We start from the raw sequence: 19,809 nt of genomic DNA on the forward strand, positions 1-19,809 counted from the left end.
CACGCTTTCGCAGCCCTCCACCAAACCGCACCTCGCTGACCCGCTACGACACCAGCCCGGCCCGGCTCATGTGCCCACCAACTGATGAACTCGGGCTTCCGAGGTGGTGAGAATCGACGCGGAGCTATCCATCAAGCCGTGCGTTGCCGCGGAAAGAGGAAGAACCTGCAGGATGTTGGCAGGCTGAGCGCCATACGCCAACAGAGCGGCCAGCTGATCACGCATCACGCTGGGCCCACCGACGTTGCGCCGGACCACTGATTCGCACACGACCACGGAAAAGTCCGGCGGCGAGGTCCCCCGCAGCACTTCTTGCCGTGCCAGTCGGGCCCGTACTTTCTGCGCCAACTCTGCGTTGCTTGCGTTCGGAGTTCCGGCTTTGAAAAGGGCACGGGCGTAGGAAGCCGTCTGCAGGAGGCCCGGAACAACAGTCGGGGACCATTCGACGATGGCTACCGCGTTGGCCTCCACCTCCAACCGCAGCCTGTACTGCGACGGAAAGGACTGCTTCACGATCTCCTCGTAGAGCCGCTTGAACAGCCCGTCCGTAGCGAACACCCGGTCCAACTGAGGTGGCAGATCCGGAGGGATGGGGCCGGTACACGTCTCGACCCGACTGATCGTGGACTTCGACACCCGCACCATCCGGGCCAACTCTGTTTGGCTGAGCGACCTTTCCGGATACAGCTCCCGTGCGCTGCGGCACTCTGCCGCGAAGCGGTATCGGGGGTCCCGATGTTCCAGGTTCGAGGCTACTTCTTCCTTCATAACTCCCCCTGACCACAACCTTGGTCAGCCTGAAGCAGGGACACGCCCTTGCTGGTCAGCAAGGTGTGCGTATGCCGCGACGCCCAAATACGAGGTCGGGCACCTTTTCCCTCCCACGGTACCGACCCTTGGGCCACGCTGGTGATCGAACGACCACACTCAGTAAGGAAGTTGCATGGTTGACAACGATGCGCTGTGTTCTTCACTCACGGGGGAGGACTGACGTGGCTACGCCTGAGGAGTGCCCCAAGTGCACGCAACTCCGGGCCGAGTTGGCCGCCGCCGAGCGGGCCCGCGACCGGGCCCGGGTGGTGGACTGCCGCGTACTACTGCGTCGGCATCCGCGCCACGACGACGTGCCCGTCCCGGCGCGGCCGCCCCGCGATGGCCGCGGCAACTGACGCGACCGCGGCGGCGCGGCAACGCCCCCGCGGCGGCGCGAGGTGACCGGGCCAAAACCGGGCCGGGCGCACCCGCCCCTCTGTGGCGCCACGCGGCCCGCGGGCAGCAACAACCCCCGGCCGTGCGCCCGCGCCGCGCACGAGGACGGGAGGCACATCGACCGGCAAGGCGTGGCCTGGACGAGCGGGCGCACCGACCAACTCGACGACGACGCCCGCCCGTTCACCACCGGCCCGGAGATCCGCAGCGAGCGACGGAAGGGAAAGGCGTCATGAACGCGGCGCCCCGTCGCCCACCCGCGCCGGTCGCCCCGGCGCGGGTGGGCGTCGGTTCAGCCGTCCCGGGGCGTCGTCAGCGGCCCTGGGACTTCGTCTTGTACGGGGCCGCCGCCTGCTGGGCGGCGTAGAGGAGCGCGGGCTTCATCTTCGGCCAGAAGTAGCTGTCCTGGCAGGAGTAGTCCGGGGTGAAGCCGTCGCAGCCGCGCCCGTCGCTGTCGCCGATCTCGATGGTGAAGCTGGCCAGCCCCAGCTTGTCGTACGTCCAGTCGTCGGAGCCGCCGGAGGCGTCGTAGAGGATCTCGCCGGCCTGCCCGGACTTGTAGCCGGTGATCTTGCCGAGCTGTCCGCCGAGCGCGCGCAGGGCGGCGTCGTTGCCGGTGTGGATGGTGTGGTCGGCCTCCCAGGGGAGGAGCACCATGCTCGCGTCGCTGTGCAGGCTGATCATCATGCCCTTGGCGGTGGCCGGCGCCGGGTCACTGTCGCCGGTGCCGGTGCGCACGGCCGGGTACAACTTGCGGAACAGGCCCTCCAGGGCGGTGTTCTCCGGCTCGGAGTCGGCACCCGGGCCGAGGTAGATCTCGCTGCACGGCTCGGTGGAGGTGCCCTCGCCGCCCCAGTGGGTGCCCGCGTTGCGGTTGAGGTCCACGCCGATCTGACCGTCCCCGCTGCACGTGCCCTGCGCGTCGTCGGCGTTCTTGCGCTGGAGGACGGGGTGGTCGCCGCCCTGGGCGACGATGTCCACGCCGTCCGGGTTGGTGATCGGGACGACCCACATCTCGGTGGAGTCCATCAGGGCGGTGATCTTGGGGTCCTTGCCGTAGTCCTTGGTCAGGGTGTCGATCCAGCGCCAGGACGTCTCACCGGTGGTCAGCTCGCGCGCGTGGATCTGGCTCATCAGGAAGAACCGCGGCTTGGCGGACTTCGGGTCGAGCGCGCAGTCGCCCTTCTTCATCTTGGTGAGGCAGATGGCCTTCAGATCGCGGCCGCCGCGGCCCTTCTCCTTGAGCCAGCTCTTGCCGTAGGTCACGACCTTGGCCATGTCCGGGTGCTCGGAGGCCACTTGGTCGAGGTGGGCGTAGTGCGCGTCGACGGTGTAGTAACCGCCGTCGTAGGTGTCGTCCACGCCGCCCTTGGAGCGGGTGGGGCGCGGTTCGTGGGCGACCGGCTGCCGCGTCGTCTCGACGGCCGTGGGGGCGAAGCCGAGCCGGCGCAGCCCGTTGGCGGTGGCCGGATCGCCCATGACGAACAGGTCGTTGCCCTGGCGGCGCTCGATCAGGTCGAAACCGCCGGAGATCAACTTCTGGGCGTCGCCGCGGTCGTGGGTGGGAACGCGGTAGACGACCATGGTGCGCTCGCCGGACGCAGGGGTGGGTCTCGACGTGTGGGCGAGGGCGGACGGGGTGAGCGGGGAGAGGGCCGTGAGTGCCACGACCACCGCTGCCGCGGCCGTGGTCACCAGGGTTTTCCCGGGCATGGCATGGCCTTCCGTGGGGGGTGTGGGGCACCTGCCCGCGGGTGGGGCGCGGCCTTGTGCGCCCCACCCGCGACGGCTCCCGGAGGCCGGACCGGTCGGCGCTCCGGGAGCGTTGCGCGGTGCCGTCGAAATCGATGGGCCGATGGATCCATGGACCGATGAGGCATCGTGCCATGGCCATGCCAGGTTGAACAGGGGGCCTTCCGGGCGTTCGAACGGGCGAAATCGGCGGTGCGGGAAGGGAGTTGGAACGGTGGCCGGCTCCGCGCCGCGCCGCGTCAGTGGCCCTCGGGCCGTCCCCCGACCGTCTGCCGGCACATCGCCTCGATGCCCGCGATCTGGAGGTCCAGGGCGAAGGCGAAGTCGCGGTCGAGCAGTTCCACGGCGCTGACGTCGCCCCTGGCGTAGCCGGCGCGAGTGGAGAGCGTCCGCGCCTCGTCGAACTCGGGGCGGTCCGAGGTCGCGTCGACGACTTGGGCGAAGTGCTCGTCCAGGTCGATGCCGGCGGCCCGGCAGCGGGCCTCGTGCAGGGAGCGGATGGTCGCGAAGCCGTAGACGAACTGGAAGAGCGAGGCCAGCGCCCCGGAGGTGTGGGCCGGGCCCAGGCCGCTGCGGGCCATCACGCGCAGGGTGGCGTTGGAGAAGGCCGTGGCGTGCGGGCCGATGTTGAGGACCTCGCCGAGCAGCCGGGGCGCCCAGGCGTGGCGCACCAGCACATCACGGTAGGAGGTGGCCAGGACCCGGAGTTGGCCGCGCCAGTCGGCGCCGTCCGACTCGTCGGGCAGCGCCAGCTCGCCGGCGACCGCGTCCACGGCGAGTTCGAGCAGGTCGTCCTTGGTGTCGACGTACCAGTAGAGGGACATCGCGGTGACGCCGAGCTCGGCGGCGAGGCGGCGCATGGAGAACTTGGCCAGGCCCTCGTCGTCCAGCAGCCGGACGGTGGCCTCGACGATCCGGTCGAGGTCGAGCCCGGCCGGCTGCTCCGCCTTCCGCCGCAGCGGGGGGCGTTGGGTCAGCCAGACGCTGTGCGGCCGCTGCTTGGCGCGCCCGTTCGTCGCTGCTGCCATGGCGCCCCTCCTTGGGTCGTGCGGGTGGTGCGGGTCGTGCGGGTCCTACGGGGCCCGGGCGGGGGCCGGTGCGGTGACCGGCGCCCCACCCGGGACCGATGCTATTCCGCCGGCGCGGGTGCCGGGTTGGGGCCGGCGCCCTGCCCGACGGCCTCGCCGTCCGCCCCGCCGACGGACTCGTCCCGACCGGCCGCGTCCCCGGCGCGCTCGGCCCGACGCAGCAGCACGGCGGCGATCAGGCCGCCGAGGAAGACCGCCGCCGCGCCGACGAGTTGGCTGGTGCCGATGCCGGCGGCGAAGGCGTCGTGCACGGCGGCGCGCTCCTCGGCCGTGCGCGTCCGGGCCAGCGCCGCCGGCAGCGAGCCGGCGCCGGCGGCGACCACCGGGAGCAGCGCGGCGAAGCGGGAGTTGAGCACGGCGCCGAGCACCGCGACGCCCAGCCCCTGGCCGAACTCCATCAGGGTGCCGTTGACCCCGGCGCCGACGCCGGCCTTGGCGGGCGGGATCGCGGACATGATGGCGTTGGCCATCGTCGGCATCGCGATGGATACCCCGACGCCCATGACGATCAGGCCGAACAGCATGCCGCCGTAACTGCGGCCGCCCAGCAGCGAGATCGCCGCCAGCCCACCGGCCAGCAGGGACATCCCGGTGACGATCATCTCCGGAGTGCCGAAGCGCGGCATCAGCCGGGCGCCCAGACCGGTGAAGTTGATCAGCACGACGGTGAGGGCGAGCGGCGCCATCCGCAGACCGGCGTCCAACGGGCCGTACCCGAGCACCAGTTGGATGTGCTGGGTGAGCAGGAACATCGAGCCGCCCATCCCGAAGGCCACCAGGATGCCGCCGGAGACCGCGCCGATGAAGGGGCGGTTGCTGAAGAAGTGCATGTCCAGCATGGGGTGCGGGTGGCGCAGCTCCCAGAGCGCGAACAGCCCCAGGCCGACCACGCCGACGGCGACCGCGGCCAGCACCCGGCCGGACAGCCAGCCGTCCGACGGGCCGGAGATGATCGCGTAGACCACCCCGACCATGCCGATCATCGACAGCAACGCGCCGAGCACGTCCGGCCGTTCGCCACCGCGGGTCCTGGACTCCGGGACCAGGGCGACGACGGCCACCACGGCTATCGCCGCGACCGGGAGGTTGACCAGGAACAGCGAACCCCACCAGAAGTGGTCCAGCAGCACGCCGCCGATCAGCGGCCCGGCGGCGAAGCCGAGGGAGTTCACCGAGCTCCAGATGCCGATGGCCTTGGGGCGGTCGGTGTCGTCGAAGACCTGCATCACCACGGCGAGGGTGGTGGTCACCAGCAGCGCGCCGCCGACGCCCATCGCGGCGCGGGCGGCTATCAGTTGGCCGGGGGCCTGGGCGAGGCTGGCGGCGAGCGAGGCGAGGCCGAACAGCACCAAGCCGATGACCAGCATCTTCTTGCGGCCGTAGCGGTCGGCGGAGTTGCCGGCGATCAGCAGCAGCCCGGAGAGCACCAGCGAGTAGGCGTTGAGCATCCACTGGACGTCGGCGGTGCTCGCGCCCAGCCCTCCGGTGAGGGACGGGACGGCGACGTTCAGCACGGTGTTGTCGAGGACGACGGTGAGCTGGGCGACGCAGATGACGGCCAGGATCAGCCAGCGGGTGGCCGGCCGACCCGGTGGCTGGAGGGGGGTGGCGGTGGCGTCCGGGGCCACGGCGGACATACGAGCTCCCTGTACGGTGCGAAGCGGGGGACTTACACCGTACAGGGACTCTTATACGCCGTACATCTGGCGGGTGCGGAGGGCAGGGCGGAGGGGGCCCAAGCCGTCGGCCCCTCCGCCCCGTTGGCGCTACGCCTTCCGCTGCGTCAGGTCGTAGAAGGTGGCGCCACCGGCGGTGACCTTCTTGAAGGTCTTCTCCACCCAGGCGCTGATCTGCGACGAGGGGCCCTTCTGCCCGAACCCGCCGGGCGCCCCCGGGCCGCCGGCCCGCTTGCCGCCGGCGCCGCCCGCGCCCTTCGCGCCGCCGGAGCCGTGGAAGCCCCGCTCGCTGACGATGAAGTAGTGGATCTTCCCCTCGGCCACGTACCGCTGGAACTGGGCGAGGGTCGGCGACGGGTCGCTCCCCATGAAGCCGCCGATCGGCATCACCGGCTTCTGGGTGGCCAGTTGGTAACTGGCCGCGCTCTGCGAGCCGATGGCGGCCGCGGCCCAGGTGTAGTGATCGGCGTCCTGCTCCACCAGGCGCCGGGCCGCCGCGCTCACCGTGGCGCCGCCGTCCATGCCGCCCTTGTGCGTCCCGCCGCGCCCGGCGCCGGCCGCCCCGCCGGGGAAGCCACCCGGGAAGCCCGGCCCGCCGGCGGCACCCGCGCCGCCCTCGTGCCGGCCCGCGGCGCCGCCCGGCATCCCGCCCTTGGCGCCGCCCTGCCCGCGCAGCCACGCCTGGCCGCCGGGGAAGCCCCGCGCGCCCTGGACCGCGGGGCCGGCGAGGACCATCCCGCCGCCCTTGGCGGTGTTGACGGTGTTCAGGGTGTACGCGAGGGGGCCGGCCAGCGCCGCCGCCAGCCCGAGGCCGGCCGCGACCGCACTCACCGCGCCGGCCGGACGGCGCCGCTCCGGCGCGCCCTCCCGTACGCCACCGGCCGCCAACAGGAGCCCCAGCGCCGCCAGCAGGCCGACCACCAGCACCACCCACCGCAGCCACGGCAGCCAGTGCGGCGACCGCGCCAACAGGACGTACGACCAGACCGCCGTCGTCCCGACGACCGTTGCCAGCACGATCCGCGCCAGCCAGCCGCCGCGCCGCCACACCAGCACCGTCCCCATGCCGACCAGCGCCGCGATGTACGGGGAGAGCGCGATGTTGTAGTACTGGTGGAAGATCCCGGACATGAAGCTGAAGATCGTGAAGGTCATCAGCAGCGCGCCGCCCCACACCAGGAACTCCGCCCGCTGGGCGGCCTGTTCGGCGGCCACCGCGCGCCGCGCCCGCCACAGCACGCACACCGCCACCACCAGCAGGATCAGCGCGGCCGGCAGCAGCCAGGAGATCTGGCCGCCCATGTCGGAGGAGAACAGCCGGGTGAGCCCGGTCTGGCCGTGGCCGAAGCCGCCCGACCCGTGGTGGCCACCGCCGCCGGCGGCGCCGGCCCGCTCGTTCCCGGAGATCCGCCCCAGCCCGTTGTAGCCGAACGTCAGGTCCAGGAAGCTGTTCGTCTGCGAACTGCCCACATAGGGGCGCGCGGACGCCGGCAGCAGCTCGTCGATCGCCACCCACCAGCCGCCGGAGACCACCAGCACCAGCCCGGCCAGCAGCAGTTGGCCCAGCCGCTTGCGCAGCGCGACCGGCGCACAGCACGCGTAGACCACGGCCACCGCCGGCAGGATCAGCCACGCCTGGAGGGTCTTGGTGAGGAAGGCCAGCCCGAAGCAGAGCCCGGCCAGCAGCAGCCACTTGGTCCGCCCCGCCTCCAGGGCGCGCAGCACGCAGGCGACCGCGCAGACCATCAGCAGGCACAGCAGCGCGTCGGGGTTGTTGTAGCGGAACATCAGCGCCGCGACCGGGGTGATCGCCAGCGCGCCGGCCGACAGCAGGCCCGCCGCCGCCCCGAACCGCCGCCGCACGGTCGCGTACAGCACCCCGACCGCGGCGACGCCCATCAGCGCCTGCGGCACCAGCACCGCCCACGGGTTCAGCCCGAAGAGCCGCACCGAGAGCGCCATCGGCCACAGCGAGGCCGGCGGCTTGTCCACGGTGATGGAGTTCGCCGCGTCCGAGGAGCCGAAGAAGAACGCCTTCCAACTGACGCTGCCCGCCTGGACGGCGGCCGAGTAGAACTGGTTGCCGTACTGGGACGCCGACAGGTCCCACACGTACAGCACCGCGGTGACCGCCAGCAGCGCGAGGAGCGCCGGTCGGGCCCACCCCGGGTCCTCGGGCCTGCCCCGCACGATCCGCTGCGCGAGGCCGCGCGACGGGGTGCGGTCGGGGGCCTCGGGCGGGCCGGTGCGCGGCCCGCCCTCCGCCGCGGGGTGCGATACGGGGTCCGGCGCGTCGTGCGCGGCCGTCCTCGGGGCCATCGTTCTCTCCTGGTGCGTCGTGCGGGGGCGGGTGCTCATCGAGCACTCCTGCTGAGGTCGTTCCGGTCGTGCGCGGCGCCGGCCGGACCGGCGGCCGGGTCCGGACCCGCGCCGTCGGTCGGGCGGGCCGCCGCCTCCCGCCGCTCCCGCTCCGGGAACACCCAGGCGCGGAAGAGCAGGAAGCGCAGCACCGTGGCCGCGAGGTTGGCGGCCACCAGCACCGTCAGTTCGCTGGTGTGTGAGGGGTGGCGGTTGGCGGCGTCCAGGGCCGCCAGCGACCCGCTGGTCAGCGCCAGCCCGATGGCGAAGACCACCAGGCCCTGCGCCTGGTGGCGGACCGCCCGCTCCCGGCCCCGCACCCCGAACGTCAGCCGCCGGTTGGCGGAGGTGTTGACCAGTGCGGAGACCAACAGGGCGGCGGCGTTGGCCAGTTGGGGTCCCACCCCGAGCCGGAAGAGGGAGTAGAGGCCGAGGTAGAGCAGGGTGCTCAGCGCCCCCACGACGGCGAAGCCGAGGACCTGGCGGGCCAGCCCGCGCGGCACCCCGGACAGCTCCCGGTCCCTGGGGTCGTCGCCGAACGGCCGGGCGAGCCGGTCCAGCGGCAGCGCCCCGGTCGCCAGCGCCCGCCCCACCCGCCAGACGCCCTTGAGGTCGTCGGTCGCGGTGCGGACCAGGTGGACGGTGCTGTCGGGGTCGTCCACCCAGTCCACCGGGACCTCGTGGATCCGCAGCCCGGCCCGCTCGGCCAGCACCAGCATCTCGGTGTCGAAGAACCACCCGGTGTCCTCGACCATCGGCAGCAGCCGGGCCGCGACGTCGCCCCGGATGGCCTTGAAACCGCACTGCGCATCGGAGAACCGCGCCGCCAACGACCCGCGCAGGATGAGGTTGTAGGTGCGCGAGATGAACTCCCGCTTCGGGCCGCGCACCACCCGCGAGCTCCGGCTGAGCCGGGAGCCGATCGCCAGGTCCGAGTGCCCGGAGATCAACGGGGCGACCAGGGGCAGCAGCGCGTTGAGGTCGGTGGACAGATCGACGTCCATATAGGCCAGCACCGGCGCCCCGGAATGCGACCACACCGTGCGCAGCGCCCGACCGCGCCCCTTCTGCTCCAGCCGCACGGCGGTGACGCGGTCCAACTCGTCGTCCAACCGGGCCGCGATCCGGGGCGTGTGGTCGGTGCTCGCGTTGTCCGCGATGGTGATCCGGAACCCGTACGGGAAGGTGCGGACCAGATGGTCGTGCAGCCGGCGCACACAGGGTTCGAGGTCGTGCTCCTCGTTGTAGACCGGGATCACGACATCGAGGACGGTCTCGATCTGGCCCGGACGCAGATGCTCACGTGGCGGCAGGGAACCCAGTGGCGTCGGGGTCTGCGATGGCGTCGTCATGGTCACGACGCTCGCCAATTGGCCTGTCACCGCCGTGTGGTGAGGCTGTGCGCCGGCTATGAGACGACGGCGGACCGGGCCGCGCACCGGTCGCCCGAGCGCCGTCCCCACCGCCCTGCGCGCCCCCGCCGGCGCCCTCCCCGGCGGCCGGCAGCGTCACCGTGAACACCGTACGGCCCGGCACGCTCGCCACCTCGACCGTCCCGTCGTGCGCGGCCACCACCGCCTGCACGATGGCCAGACCCAGCCCCGTGCTGCCGCCCGTGCCGCCGCCCGCGCTCCGCGAACGGGACGCGTCGCCCCGCGCGAACCGCTCGAAGACGTGCGGCAGCAGCGCGCCGGGGATGCCCGGGCCGTCGTCCTGCACCTCCAACCGGACGATTCCCCCCGCCCGTTGGGTGGACCGGGCCCGCACCCGGGCCGTCACCGTCGTGCCCTCCGGCGTGTGTGTCCGGGCGTTGGCCAGCAGGTTGACCAGGATCTGCTGGAGCCGGTCGGTGTCGCCGCGCACCAGCGCGGGGGCGTCCGCGTCCGGCAGTTCGAGCCGCCAGCGGTGCCCGGGGCCGGCCGCCCGCGCATCGCTCAACGCGTCCACCACCAGCGGCGCGAGGTCCACGGTGTGGTACGACAGTGGGCGCCCGGCGTCGAGCCGGGCGAGCAGCAGCAGGTCCTCCACCAGGCCGGTCATCCGCTCCGCCTCGGACTCGATCCGGCCCAGCGCGTGCCGGGTCTCCGGACCGGGCCGCTCCTGTCCGCGCCGGGTCAGCTCGGCGTAGCCGCGTATCGACGCCAGCGGCGTCCGCAGCTCATGGCTGGCGTCGGCGACGAACCGCCGCACCCGCGTCTCGCTCTCCTGCCGCGCCGAGAGCGCCGAACCGACGTGCCCCAGCATCCGGTTGAGCGCCGCGCCGACCTGTCCCACCTCCGTACGGGCGTCGGCCTCGGCCAACGGGACGCGCACGTGCAGCGCCACCTCGCCCTGGTGCAGCGGGAGTTCGGAGACCCGGGTCGCGGTCGCGGCGACCCGCCGCAGCGGGCGCAGCGCGATCCCGACCATCGCCGAGCCCGCGATCCCGGCCGCCGCCAGCCCGGAACCCGTCACACAGCACTCGATGAGCACCAACCGCCCTACCGTGTCGTTCACTTCGTTGAGCGGCATCCCGAAGACCAGCGCGCCGTCGCCGGCGTACTGCACCCGGTACGAGCCGAGACGGGGCAGGTGCCGGGTGTGCGGCTTGGCGTCCCGGGGCACCGAGGCCAACGCCGCGAGCTGCTCCCCGCTCAGCGAGGTCAGCCGCTCCGACGGCGTCCGGCTCTGCGAACGGTTCACCCGCGCGCCGGCGCCCAACGTGCCGTCCGGCGCCACCCGCGAGCCCACCGACCCGAACGGCTGGCCGGGCATGGCCACGAACTCCAGCCCCTCGTTCCGCTGCGGATCGTGCGGCCGCGGCAGCTCCGCCCGGACGATGGCGTCGAAGAGCTGACCGTCCAACTTCCCCTGGAGGTACGAGTGCAGCGCGATCGCGGTGACCGTGCTGATCACCGCCCCCACGACGGCGATCAGCGCCACGGCCGACACCACGAGCCGGGTGCGCAGCGTCCAGCGCCGCCGCCCCCGACGGCCCGGCCGCCCCGCGGAACCGGACGGTCCCACCACCGCTACCCGGCCGGCTTGATCAGATAGCCCGCACCCCGCCGGGTGTGGATCATCGGCTCCCGACCGGCGTCGATCTTCCGCCGCAGATAGGAGATATACAGTTCGACCACATTGGCCTGCCCCCCGAAGTCATAGCTCCACACCCGGTCCAGGATCTGCGTCTTGCTGAGCACCCGCCGCGGGTTCCGCATCAGATAGCGCAGCAACTCGAACTCGGTGGCGGTCAGATGGATGTCCTGGCCGTCCCGCCACACCTCGTGGCTGTCCTCGTCCAGCACCAGGTCGCCCACGGTCAGCAGCGACTCGCTCCGCAGCGCCGCCGCGCCCGCCCGGCGCAGCAACCCGCGCAGCCGGGCCACCACCTCTTCCAGGCTGAACGGCTTGGTGACGTAGTCGTCGCCGCCCGCCGTCAGCCCGGCGATCCGGTCCTCGACCGCGTCCTTGGCGGTCAGGAACAGCACCGGAACGTCCGGCAGTTCGTTCCGCAGCCGGCCGAGGACGGTCAGCCCGTCCATGTCCGGCAGCATCACGTCTAGCACCACCGCGTCCGGCCGCCAACTCCTGGCGCACCGCAGCGCACCCGCGCCGTCGCCCTCCGCCTTGATGTCCCACCCCTCGTAACGCAGCGCCAGCGACAGCAGGTCCGCGAGCGAGGACTCGTCGTCCACGACCAGCACCCGCACCGGGCTGCCGTCGGCCCGCAACAACTCCGGCTGCTTGCCGGGTGCCTGACCGGACGCCTTGCCGGGCGCCCTTCTGGCGGACGAACCCGGGACCGGCGCACGGTACGAAGCTGAGGACGTCGACGAAGTCAGGGTCATGACGGGAGCCTGACCAGCCCCTCTGAAAGCTCCCTTGCCGGTTTCTGTGAATCTCCTGAGAATCTCCCCTTCCCTCGGTCAAGCCCCCGTAAGCCGTCGACCACGCCGCCGGACACCCCGCGTCGAGCGGCCCGCGGCCACGGCTTCCCACGCCCCGCCCCGGACGCCCCGAACGGCGCCCACCGGGCCGAGGAACCAGCCCGGACCGCCCCCCGCGCGGCCCGGGCCGATCACCTGCACCCAGCATCCCACCCCCCACTGACAATCGCCCTGACCTGCGACTTTGCCGCGGTTCGAAGGGCCGCTCACCGACCCCACCCGCCGGCATCGACGGCGACGCCGCCCAGGGGCCGCCCCGTCCCGTACCGTCGCCCCATGCCCCGACTCCTGGCCCTCTCCGGCAGCCTCCGCGCCCGCTCGTCCAACGGCGCCGTGCTGCGCTCCGCCCTGGACCTCTTCGACGGCCCCACCGCCACCGCGGACATCGGCGCGCTCCCCCACTTCAACCCCGACCTGGACGGTGAGGACGCCACCCCGCCCGCCCCCGTCGCGGCCCTGCGCACCGCCGTGGCCGCCGCCGACGCGCTGCTCCTCGTCAGCCCGGAGTACGCGCACGGTGTCCCCGGCGTCCTCAAGAACGCCCTCGACTGGCTGGTCAGCAGCGGCGAGTGCGTCGACAAGCCGGTCGCGGTGATCACCGCCTCCCCGTTCCCCACCGGCGGCGACCACGCCAACGCCCAACTCCGCGAAATCCTGCGCATGATGACCGGCAACGTCATCGCCGACGCCTGCCGGGAGATCCCCGCCATCGGTCCCAAGGTCGATCCCACCACCGAACGCGTCGCCGACGCCCCGACCCTCGCCGACCTCCGCACCGCCATCTCCCACCTGGCCACCGCAGCCACGCCGACGGCCGGGGCCGCCCCAACCGCCGCACCAGCCACCGCCGTCACCCCGTAACGGCCACAACCCTCCTCAGAACAGCCCCTCCTGCTCCCCTCCCCGCCCCTTCCCGGGCTCCGCCGCCCACCGCACCGGCGCCGTCGTCACCGCTCCCCGGGCGGCGCCGAGCACCCACCCCGAGAGCAGCCGCGCGTCCAACACGGCGACCCCGCCGCCCCCACCGGCCCCCGCCAACCGCAGATAGACATCGACCCCCACCCCGGCCACGACCTCGCCCACGATCTCCGCCCCGGCCGTCAGCCCGCCCACCTCCCCGACCTCGCCGGCCGCCGCGATCCGCGCCAGCCCGAACAGCTCCCCGTGATCCACCGGCTCGCACCCCACCGGCTCCAACGCCTCCGGCCACCCCGCCAACCCCCGTGCCACCGCGTGCAGTTGCGCCAGCTCGGCGGCCCGCTCCGGCCACGGCGGCAGCGCCCCGCGGGCCGCCCGCTTCGCCTCCTTCGCGAACCGGTCCGGGACCCCCAGCGCGCTCCCCAACAGCGCCTCCGCCCGCCGCGCCGCCATCAACGGCCCGCGCCCCAACCACGCGTACGCCACCGCCCCCTGCTCCACCAGCCGCGCCGCCCCGCGCTCCGCGGCCGTGATCCCCACCTTGACCAGCCCGGGCCCGAAGTACGCCAGATAGACGCCGTACGGGCGCGGATCGTCGGCCATGGTGTCCGCCGCCACCGACCGCGACCGGTCCAACTGCGCACACCGCGGGCACTGGTCCTTGACCCCCTCGCCCTCCAGCACCGCACCGTACGGGCAGACGATCCACCGCCCGGCCCGCCGCACCCCCAGGCACCGCCGCTCCCCCACCGCCGCGAACGCCAGCGCCTTCCCCACCGGCAACGGGCTCACCCGCTCGGCATCCCGCTCCGCGCAGTACCAACCGAGCCGCTGGCCGAACCGCCCCACCGGCCCGGCCCCCGGCCCGCCGCCCGACCACCGCGGTCCCGTACATCGCCACACACCGTCAGCGTACGACCGGCCACTGACAACGCCCCCGCCCGCCGACCACCGCCCGGCTACCCCACGGCCGCCCGCGCCCCCTCCGGCTCCTGCTCCCGCTCGCCCTCCCCCCGGAACGTGGCCCGATAGGCCCGCGGCGAGACCCCCAGCGCGACCTGGAAGTGCTGCCGCAGCGACGCCGCCGTCCCGAACCCGGCCTCCGCCGCGATCCGGTCCACCGTCAGCCCGGTCTCCTCCAGCAACTGCCGTGCCCGCTCGACCCGTTGCTGGGTCATCCACTGCACCGGCGACATCCCCACCTCCTCCCGGAACCGCCGGGTGAAGGTCCGCACGCTCATCGCCTCCCGCGCCGCCAACTCCCGCAGGCTCAGCGGCCGGTCCAGGTGCTCCAGCGCCCAGGCCCGCGCCGCACCCGTCGACGACACCCGCGGCTCCGACACCGGCCGCCACACGTACTGCGCCTGCCCGCCCTCCCGGTGCGGCGGCACCACCGTCCGCCGCGCCACGTCATTGGCCACCGCCGCCCCGTGATCGCACCGCACCATGTGCAGGCACAGATCCACCCCCGAGGCCACCCCCGCCGCCGTCAACACGTCCCCCTCGTCGGTGTACAGGACGTCGGCATCCAGCTCGATCTGCGGGAACAGCCGCCGGAAGTCCTCCACCGACCGCCAGTGCGTGGTGGCCCGCCGCCCGTCCAACAGCCCCGCCGCGGCCAGCACGAACGCCCCCGTACAGATCGACGCGATCCGCGTCCCCGGCCGGATCCGCGCGAGCGCGTCGGCCATCCCCGGGCTCAACCGCCCGTCCCGTTGCTCGGTCCCCGGGTCGTAGTCCACCGAGGACGCCGGCAGCACGACCGTGTCCGCGGTCGCCAACGCCTCCGGCCCGTGCGCCACGTTCACCGTGAAATCGGTGTCCGTGCGCACCTCCCCCGGCTGGAGCGCACACGTCACCAACTCGTACAGCGGCTCCCCGGACGCCGACCTCGCCTCCCCGAAGATCCGGTGCACGATCCCCACCTCAATGGGCAGCATTCCCGGCCGCACCAACACCACCACCCGATGCCGCCGCCCCCGCATCCCCCCAGCCCCCCTCTGCATCCCTATCCCTATCCCCATCTTCATCCCCATCCCCTCCGTTCCATGACAGCCACGGTCCGGCCCTTGGCACGGCCCCTGACCCGCCCCCGATCCACCCTTGGCCCGATCCTTCCACATGCTGTCCATCGGGCCACTCGTTTCGCTCCAACCCGCCCCGGAAGGTGGACCCATGAAGGTCCTCTGGCTGTTCGCCCACCCCGATCACCGCTCCCTGAACGGCGCCCTCAAAACGGAAGGGCTGCGCACCCTCGAAGCCCACGGCCACCAGCACCAGGTCTCCGACCTCTACGCGATGAAGTGGAACCCGCTGGTCGACGCCGCCGACTACGACCACGACCCGGCCGACCGCCTCCTGGTCGGCGCAGCCTCCGAACGCGCCCACGCCACCGGCCGCTTGAGCCCCGACATCGCAGCCGAACAGCAGAAACTCGCCTGGGCCGACACCCTCGTCCTCCAGTTCCCCCTGTGGTGGTACGGCATGCCCGCCATCCTCAAGGGCTGGTTCGACCGGGTCTTCGTCAAGGGCTTCGCCTTCGGCCACACCGACCCCGCCACCGGCCGCCCGCAGCGCTACGGCGAGGGCCCGCTCGCCGGCAGACGCGCCCTGGTCGTCGTCACCGCCGGCGCCCGCGCCGCCACCCTCGGCCCCCGCGGCGTCAACGGCGACCTCAACGACCTCCTCTTCCCCCTCCAGCACGGCACCCTCTGGTACACCGGCATCGCCGTCGTCCCGCCCCTCCTCATCCCCGGCGCGGACCGCACCACCCCCGACGCCTACGCCACCGCCGCCACCCGCCTACGCCACCGCCTCCTCACCCTCCCCACCACCGACCCCCTCCCCTTCCGCCACCAAAACACCGGCGACTACGACGACAACCTCCTCCTCCACCCCCACCTCACCCCCACACCCCCCATCGGCCCCGCCGCCCACTACACCACCACCCCGCCCCCCAACTCCCCCTAACCACACCCCACTTGAAACACTCCCCCCGTGCCCACCAACCATCACCATCACCACCGCCGCCCCCACCTCATCTCCGTCATCGGCAACAGCCCCGGCGTCGGCAAGTCCACCCTCTGCCGCTCCCTGGCCACCTGGCTCACGGAAACCGGGTCCACCGTCGAGCACTTCGCCGAGGCCGACATCCTCACCCACCCCGCCTTCCGCCCCGTCGCCGAGGAATTCGCCGCCGCCCCGCACACCGTCCGCCCCGAAACCCTGATCGCCGCCACCCGCACCTACGTCACCGACGCCCGCGCCGCCGGCACCGACTTCCTCGTCACCGACGCCCTCCTCCCCTTCATCCCCTCCCTCGTCGCCTGGGGCCACGACGAACCTGCCCTCGCCCGCTTCCTTGAGGACCTCGTCGCCGCCGTCCACCCCACCGACGTCACCGTCGTCCACGTCCAGGACGACCCCGCCGCCGCCCTCCGCCGCGCCATCGACCGCGAGGGCCCCGCCTGGGAGGACTGGTACCTCACCAAACTCGCCAACTCCCCCGGCACCAGCACCGTCCACGACCTCGACTCCGCCGCCGCCCACCTCCGCACCGAAACCGCCCTCACCCACCGCCTCCTCGCCACCACCCCCTGGAACCTCCTCCCCATCCACACCACCAACCGCACCGCCCCCCAAACCTTCGCCCACACCCGCACCCACCTCACCCCCCTCCTCGGCCTGACCCCTTGACCCCCCACCCCTCAGAAACACGCGCAGAGATCGGCCAGTCGGGCACAGCGGCCATTACGGAGCCGCCGCCCCTGACCACCCCTCAAGCCGCATGAGGCCGCAGCCATCCAGCACACGGAGCCTGGGAGGGCCCCAGCAACACCCGAGTCGGGGCCGCCGACTCCCGACCAACTCCCCGACGTCGCCGAGCCGTTCGGGACCACCGAAGCGCAGGCCCCGGCGTTGATCTCTGCCGACTGGTACGGCGTGGAGCCCCACGACGGACCGTCGCCCCGCATGACGAACCTGGCCCCGCCACTCGATCGGCTCGGCCCGGAACAGACAGACGCACGCGCAGTGATTGTCCGCACCATGACCGAGAGCCGACAACGCGAGAAGCGTGATCGGCAAGATCGCCTCGGCTGACCAAGCCGTCCGGAATCTGCCAGCGCCGCGCCCAGAGGGCGGGAAGGGCACCAAGCGGGCCCCCGGGCGCCGACGTTGCTGTTCCGCCGGCGAATGCCGCGAGGCACTCCCCCTGAGGAGATCGACAAGAACGTCGCCTCCTTGGCCATGACCCCAAGCCGCGCCACGGCCGCCTCAAGCCCCGGCCCGCAGCAGCGGCGAGCCGGCCCCTCGCGGCCTGGGCGCTCGTCCTGCGCCCTCAGCTCCGCCGCGGCGAGGTGCCGGAGCCTCGCCGTCGCCGCGTCCAGCAGACCGGAGTCCGCAAGACCGCCGGCGGCCACCGGCGACCTCCGGCAAGAACAGTCACGGCCCGGTCTGCACGACGAAGCACGACGCCCCGACCCAGCCGGGGAACCTCACCCGCAGGCGCGCGCTACGGGCTCGTCGTGACACCCCCACCACCCAACCCCGCTGCTGTACTTCACCGCCGTACACCACGACAAAGCCCCCGCCCGGAGAACCCGGCGGGGGCTTTGCTCTGCTGTGCGCTCGGCAGGATTCGAACCTGCAACCTTCTGATCCGTAGCTCTATCTAGATCGGTCAGCAACGGTCATACCAGTCGCTGAACGGTCCGGAAGCGGCATCGCCGGACGGGGGCGGTTGCTGTGGTTGCTGTACTTCGCTGCTGTACCGCACTCGCCCATCCTGTGCTCCATCCGCCGCCTCACCACTCTCCTCAACCCACTACCTTCCCAAGCTCCCATCCCGTACGCCGTCGACCCACACACCGTGGAGCAGGCGTGGTTCATGGCGTCCAGGTGGAGCGCGCCACTGTACGAACGACCTGGACGCCATGGGCCGCGTCTGCTCGGCTCTGCCTGGGTCGACGGCGTACGGGATGGGAGCGCCTCGCGCACGCCACGACGGACCCGCGGCCGGGAACGGCGCCCCCTGGCCCCCGGTGCCGGCCGATCCCCCGCCGGAGGCACTGTTCTGGCCGGGGCCGTGTGTACGGTGATCGACTCATGGGCCGTAGTTCGCTGCGGCCCCAGGGGTCGGCCCCTGCGCCGAAGGCGTGTGGGGGCCGGGCCCCAGGGGCCAGCCCGCGCCTCGCGCGGGCACTTGATGAGGTAGAGAAACCTGTAACAGCCCGGCTAAGCGATGAGCTTCCGGCCGTCGTGGGAACGAACCTGTGGCCCGTCTTCTCTCAGGGCGTCCAGGACACGAACCGCGTACACGTCGCCCATGCGGTTCCTGATGTCGTCGCCTGTCAGCCACTCCACCGCAGTGGACTCGTCGGAAAGCCGCTCGTGACCGCTCTCGGCATGGCATCGGAACACCATGGCGACGACCCCGCGGGACATGTTCTTGTACACCCCGGTCAATCGATCTACACAGACCTTGATCCCGGTTTCCTCGTAGACCTCGCGGCGTACGCCGTCCTCGGGAGTCTCGTCCAACTCCAGCACGCCGCCCGGCGGCTCCCACGTACCGTTGTCGGCCCGGCGGATGGTGAGCACTCGGCCGTCTTCACGCACGACCACTCCCGCGACCGATACGGAGTGGAGCGGCGTTGACCCCGTTTGCGGCTGGCTGCTACTCATGTACATGAGCATAGGAGACGAGAAGGACTATGGCGACAAGTGGCCGAGCATCCTCGGGGAAGCCCAAGTATCTGCAGATTGCGGATGATCTTGCGGAGCAGATCCGAGCAGGCACTTTGGCTCCCGGCGAGGCCGTGCCGAGTGAATCGGACCTCATGGAGCGGTACGGCTCCGCCTCCGGGACCGTTCGCAAGGCGATTGCCGAGTTGCGCACGACGCAGTTGATCGAAACCCATCATGGCCGTGGTTCCTTTGTCCGGTCGCGCCCTCCTGTGCAGCGCAAGTCGAGCGACCGGTTCCGCCGCTCGCACCGCAAGGCCGGCAAGGCGGCCTACCTGGCCGAGGCCGAAGCGTCGGGAGGAAAGCCGTCCGTGACGGTTCTCTCGATCGGTCCCACCGAGGCGCCAGCCGAGATCGCGGAGCGCCTGAACGTCGCGCCCGGTACCAAGGTGCTTGCGCGTCGGCGTCGCTACTTCCGGGACGGAACGCCGACTGAAGAAGCCACCTCGTACCTTCCCTGGGACGCGGTTAAGGACATCCCCGAGATGTTTGCCGAGAACCCGGGCGGAGGTGGCATCTACGCCCGGCTTGAAGAGCATGGGCACACGCTTGAGGAGTTCACCGAAACAGTTCGAGCGCGACTGGCGACCAAGGCGGAGAGCGCCGCCCTCGCACTCAGTCCCGGAGCTCCCGTCATTCATCTCGTGCGCAACGCCGTCACGCAGGCCGGCCGCGTCGTGGAAGTGTGCGACACAGTGATGGCTGCCGACCAGTTCATTCTTGACTACCGCTTCCCTGCTGACGACTGACGCAGCATCAACTCCCGCGGCCCGTCCTGAGATTCTTCTCGGGGCGGGTTGACTCATGTACAGGAGTAGGGCACTCTTCTATCAGTCACTCATGTACATGAGTGCAGGAGATCAACTCTGCTATAGGAGTTCACATGCCGTCGTTCAAGATCGACCTTTCGACTGCTGTCGTGTTCGTGGCGACGGCGCCGGCGCCGAAGATGGCGAACAAGCAGACGGGGGAGCGGGCGGTGGATCGGGAGTCCGGTGCCGGGCTGTCCACTGTTGGTCTGCTGATTTCGGATGAGGGGGAGGGGAACCTGTACCAGGTGACCGTCCCGGAGACCGGTCTCCAGGAGAACCTGGCGCCGGGGATGCCGGTGAAGGTGACCGGCCTCAAGGCCCG

Annotated in this window: 17 protein-coding genes; 6 read left to right on the forward strand and 11 right to left on the reverse strand. The window is 72.2% G+C overall.

What is annotated here, in order from left to right:
* Window positions 1-66: 66 nt before the first annotated feature.
* A complete protein-coding gene (locus ACIQU6_RS41245) occupies window positions 67-768 on the reverse strand; it encodes a Scr1 family TA system antitoxin-like transcriptional regulator (protein WP_403487258.1) in 702 nt (233 codons plus the stop codon).
* 224 nt (window positions 769-992) lie between these two features.
* Here ACIQU6_RS41245 and ACIQU6_RS41250 point away from each other — a divergent pair, with 224 nt between their 5' ends.
* The gene (locus ACIQU6_RS41250; protein WP_403487260.1) at window positions 993-1,169 is read left to right on the forward strand and encodes a hypothetical protein; all 177 of its coding nucleotides are present in this window, start codon (window positions 993-995) and stop codon (window positions 1,167-1,169) included.
* A gap of 352 nt (window positions 1,170-1,521) precedes the next feature.
* Here ACIQU6_RS41250 and ACIQU6_RS41255 read toward each other — a convergent pair whose 3' ends face one another.
* The 7 genes from ACIQU6_RS41255 to ACIQU6_RS41285 form a co-directional block, all read right to left on the reverse strand.
* Entirely contained in the window at window positions 1,522-2,922 is a 1,401-nt protein-coding gene (locus ACIQU6_RS41255; protein WP_403487262.1) for a M14 family zinc carboxypeptidase, read from the reverse strand.
* 278 nt (window positions 2,923-3,200) lie between these two features.
* Complete coding sequence (locus tag ACIQU6_RS41260; RefSeq protein ID WP_403487264.1) at window positions 3,201-3,989, reverse strand: TetR/AcrR family transcriptional regulator; 789 nt, start codon at window positions 3,987-3,989, stop codon at window positions 3,201-3,203.
* A 101-nt stretch (window positions 3,990-4,090) separates the two neighbouring features.
* A complete protein-coding gene (locus ACIQU6_RS41265) occupies window positions 4,091-5,686 on the reverse strand; it encodes an MFS transporter (RefSeq protein ID WP_403487266.1) in 1,596 nt (531 codons plus the stop codon).
* 129 nt (window positions 5,687-5,815) lie between these two features.
* Window positions 5,816-8,044: an ArnT family glycosyltransferase gene (locus ACIQU6_RS41270; RefSeq protein ID WP_403487268.1), complete on the reverse strand. Its 2,229-nt coding sequence runs from the start codon at window positions 8,042-8,044 to the stop codon at window positions 5,816-5,818.
* Between the two features lie 35 nt (window positions 8,045-8,079).
* Complete coding sequence (locus ACIQU6_RS41275; RefSeq protein WP_403487270.1) at window positions 8,080-9,435, reverse strand: glycosyltransferase; 1,356 nt, start codon at window positions 9,433-9,435, stop codon at window positions 8,080-8,082.
* Complete coding sequence (locus tag ACIQU6_RS41280) at window positions 9,383-11,089, reverse strand: sensor histidine kinase (protein WP_403487272.1); 1,707 nt, start codon at window positions 11,087-11,089, stop codon at window positions 9,383-9,385. Before ACIQU6_RS41280 ends, ACIQU6_RS41275 begins: the two co-directional genes overlap by 53 nt.
* Window positions 11,090-11,094: 5 nt before the next feature.
* Complete coding sequence (locus tag ACIQU6_RS41285; RefSeq protein ID WP_403487286.1) at window positions 11,095-11,796, reverse strand: response regulator transcription factor; 702 nt, start codon at window positions 11,794-11,796, stop codon at window positions 11,095-11,097.
* Between the two features lie 492 nt (window positions 11,797-12,288).
* Between ACIQU6_RS41285 and ACIQU6_RS41290 the strand changes: the two genes are divergently transcribed.
* Entirely contained in the window at window positions 12,289-12,873 is a 585-nt protein-coding gene (locus ACIQU6_RS41290) for an NADPH-dependent FMN reductase (RefSeq protein ID WP_403487274.1), read from the forward strand.
* Between the two features lie 15 nt (window positions 12,874-12,888).
* Here the strand turns inward: ACIQU6_RS41290 and ACIQU6_RS41295 are convergent, their stop codons facing one another.
* Both ACIQU6_RS41295 and ACIQU6_RS41300 read right to left on the reverse strand, forming a co-directional pair.
* Complete coding sequence (locus ACIQU6_RS41295) at window positions 12,889-13,779, reverse strand: DUF2797 domain-containing protein (RefSeq protein ID WP_403487288.1); 891 nt, start codon at window positions 13,777-13,779, stop codon at window positions 12,889-12,891.
* A gap of 110 nt (window positions 13,780-13,889) precedes the next feature.
* Window positions 13,890-14,954 carry a GlxA family transcriptional regulator gene (locus ACIQU6_RS41300; protein ID WP_403487290.1) on the reverse strand — a complete coding sequence of 355 codons (1,065 nt, stop codon included), beginning with the start codon at window positions 14,952-14,954 and terminating at the stop codon, window positions 13,890-13,892.
* Window positions 14,955-15,105: 151 nt separating this feature from the next.
* On the opposite strand from ACIQU6_RS41300, the gene ACIQU6_RS41305 reads away from it, so the two are divergent.
* Window positions 15,106-15,900: an NAD(P)H-dependent oxidoreductase gene (locus ACIQU6_RS41305; RefSeq protein ID WP_403487276.1), complete on the forward strand. Its 795-nt coding sequence runs from the start codon at window positions 15,106-15,108 to the stop codon at window positions 15,898-15,900.
* 27 nt (window positions 15,901-15,927) lie between these two features.
* Window positions 15,928-16,626 (forward strand): hypothetical protein, encoded by a 699-nt coding sequence (locus tag ACIQU6_RS41310; protein ID WP_403487278.1) that lies wholly within the window; start codon window positions 15,928-15,930, stop codon window positions 16,624-16,626.
* Window positions 16,627-18,165: 1,539 nt separating this feature from the next.
* Here ACIQU6_RS41310 and ACIQU6_RS41315 read toward each other — a convergent pair.
* Window positions 18,166-18,627, reverse strand: a complete 462-nt coding sequence (locus tag ACIQU6_RS41315) for an NUDIX hydrolase (protein ID WP_403487280.1) — start codon at window positions 18,625-18,627, stop codon at window positions 18,166-18,168.
* A gap of 17 nt (window positions 18,628-18,644) precedes the next feature.
* Between ACIQU6_RS41315 and ACIQU6_RS41320 the strand changes: the two genes are divergently transcribed.
* The gene (locus ACIQU6_RS41320) at window positions 18,645-19,424 is read left to right on the forward strand and encodes a GntR family transcriptional regulator (RefSeq protein WP_403487282.1); all 780 of its coding nucleotides are present in this window, start codon (window positions 18,645-18,647) and stop codon (window positions 19,422-19,424) included.
* Window positions 19,425-19,558: 134 nt separating this feature from the next.
* Window positions 19,559-19,809, forward strand: a 251-nt coding sequence (locus ACIQU6_RS41325) for a hypothetical protein (RefSeq protein ID WP_403487284.1), incomplete at its 3' end; no start/stop codon positions are given.

It is taken from the genome of Streptomyces sp. NPDC090442 (genome assembly GCF_044769405.1).
In the GTDB taxonomy this organism is placed as follows: Bacteria; Actinomycetota; Actinomycetes; order Streptomycetales; family Streptomycetaceae; genus Streptomyces.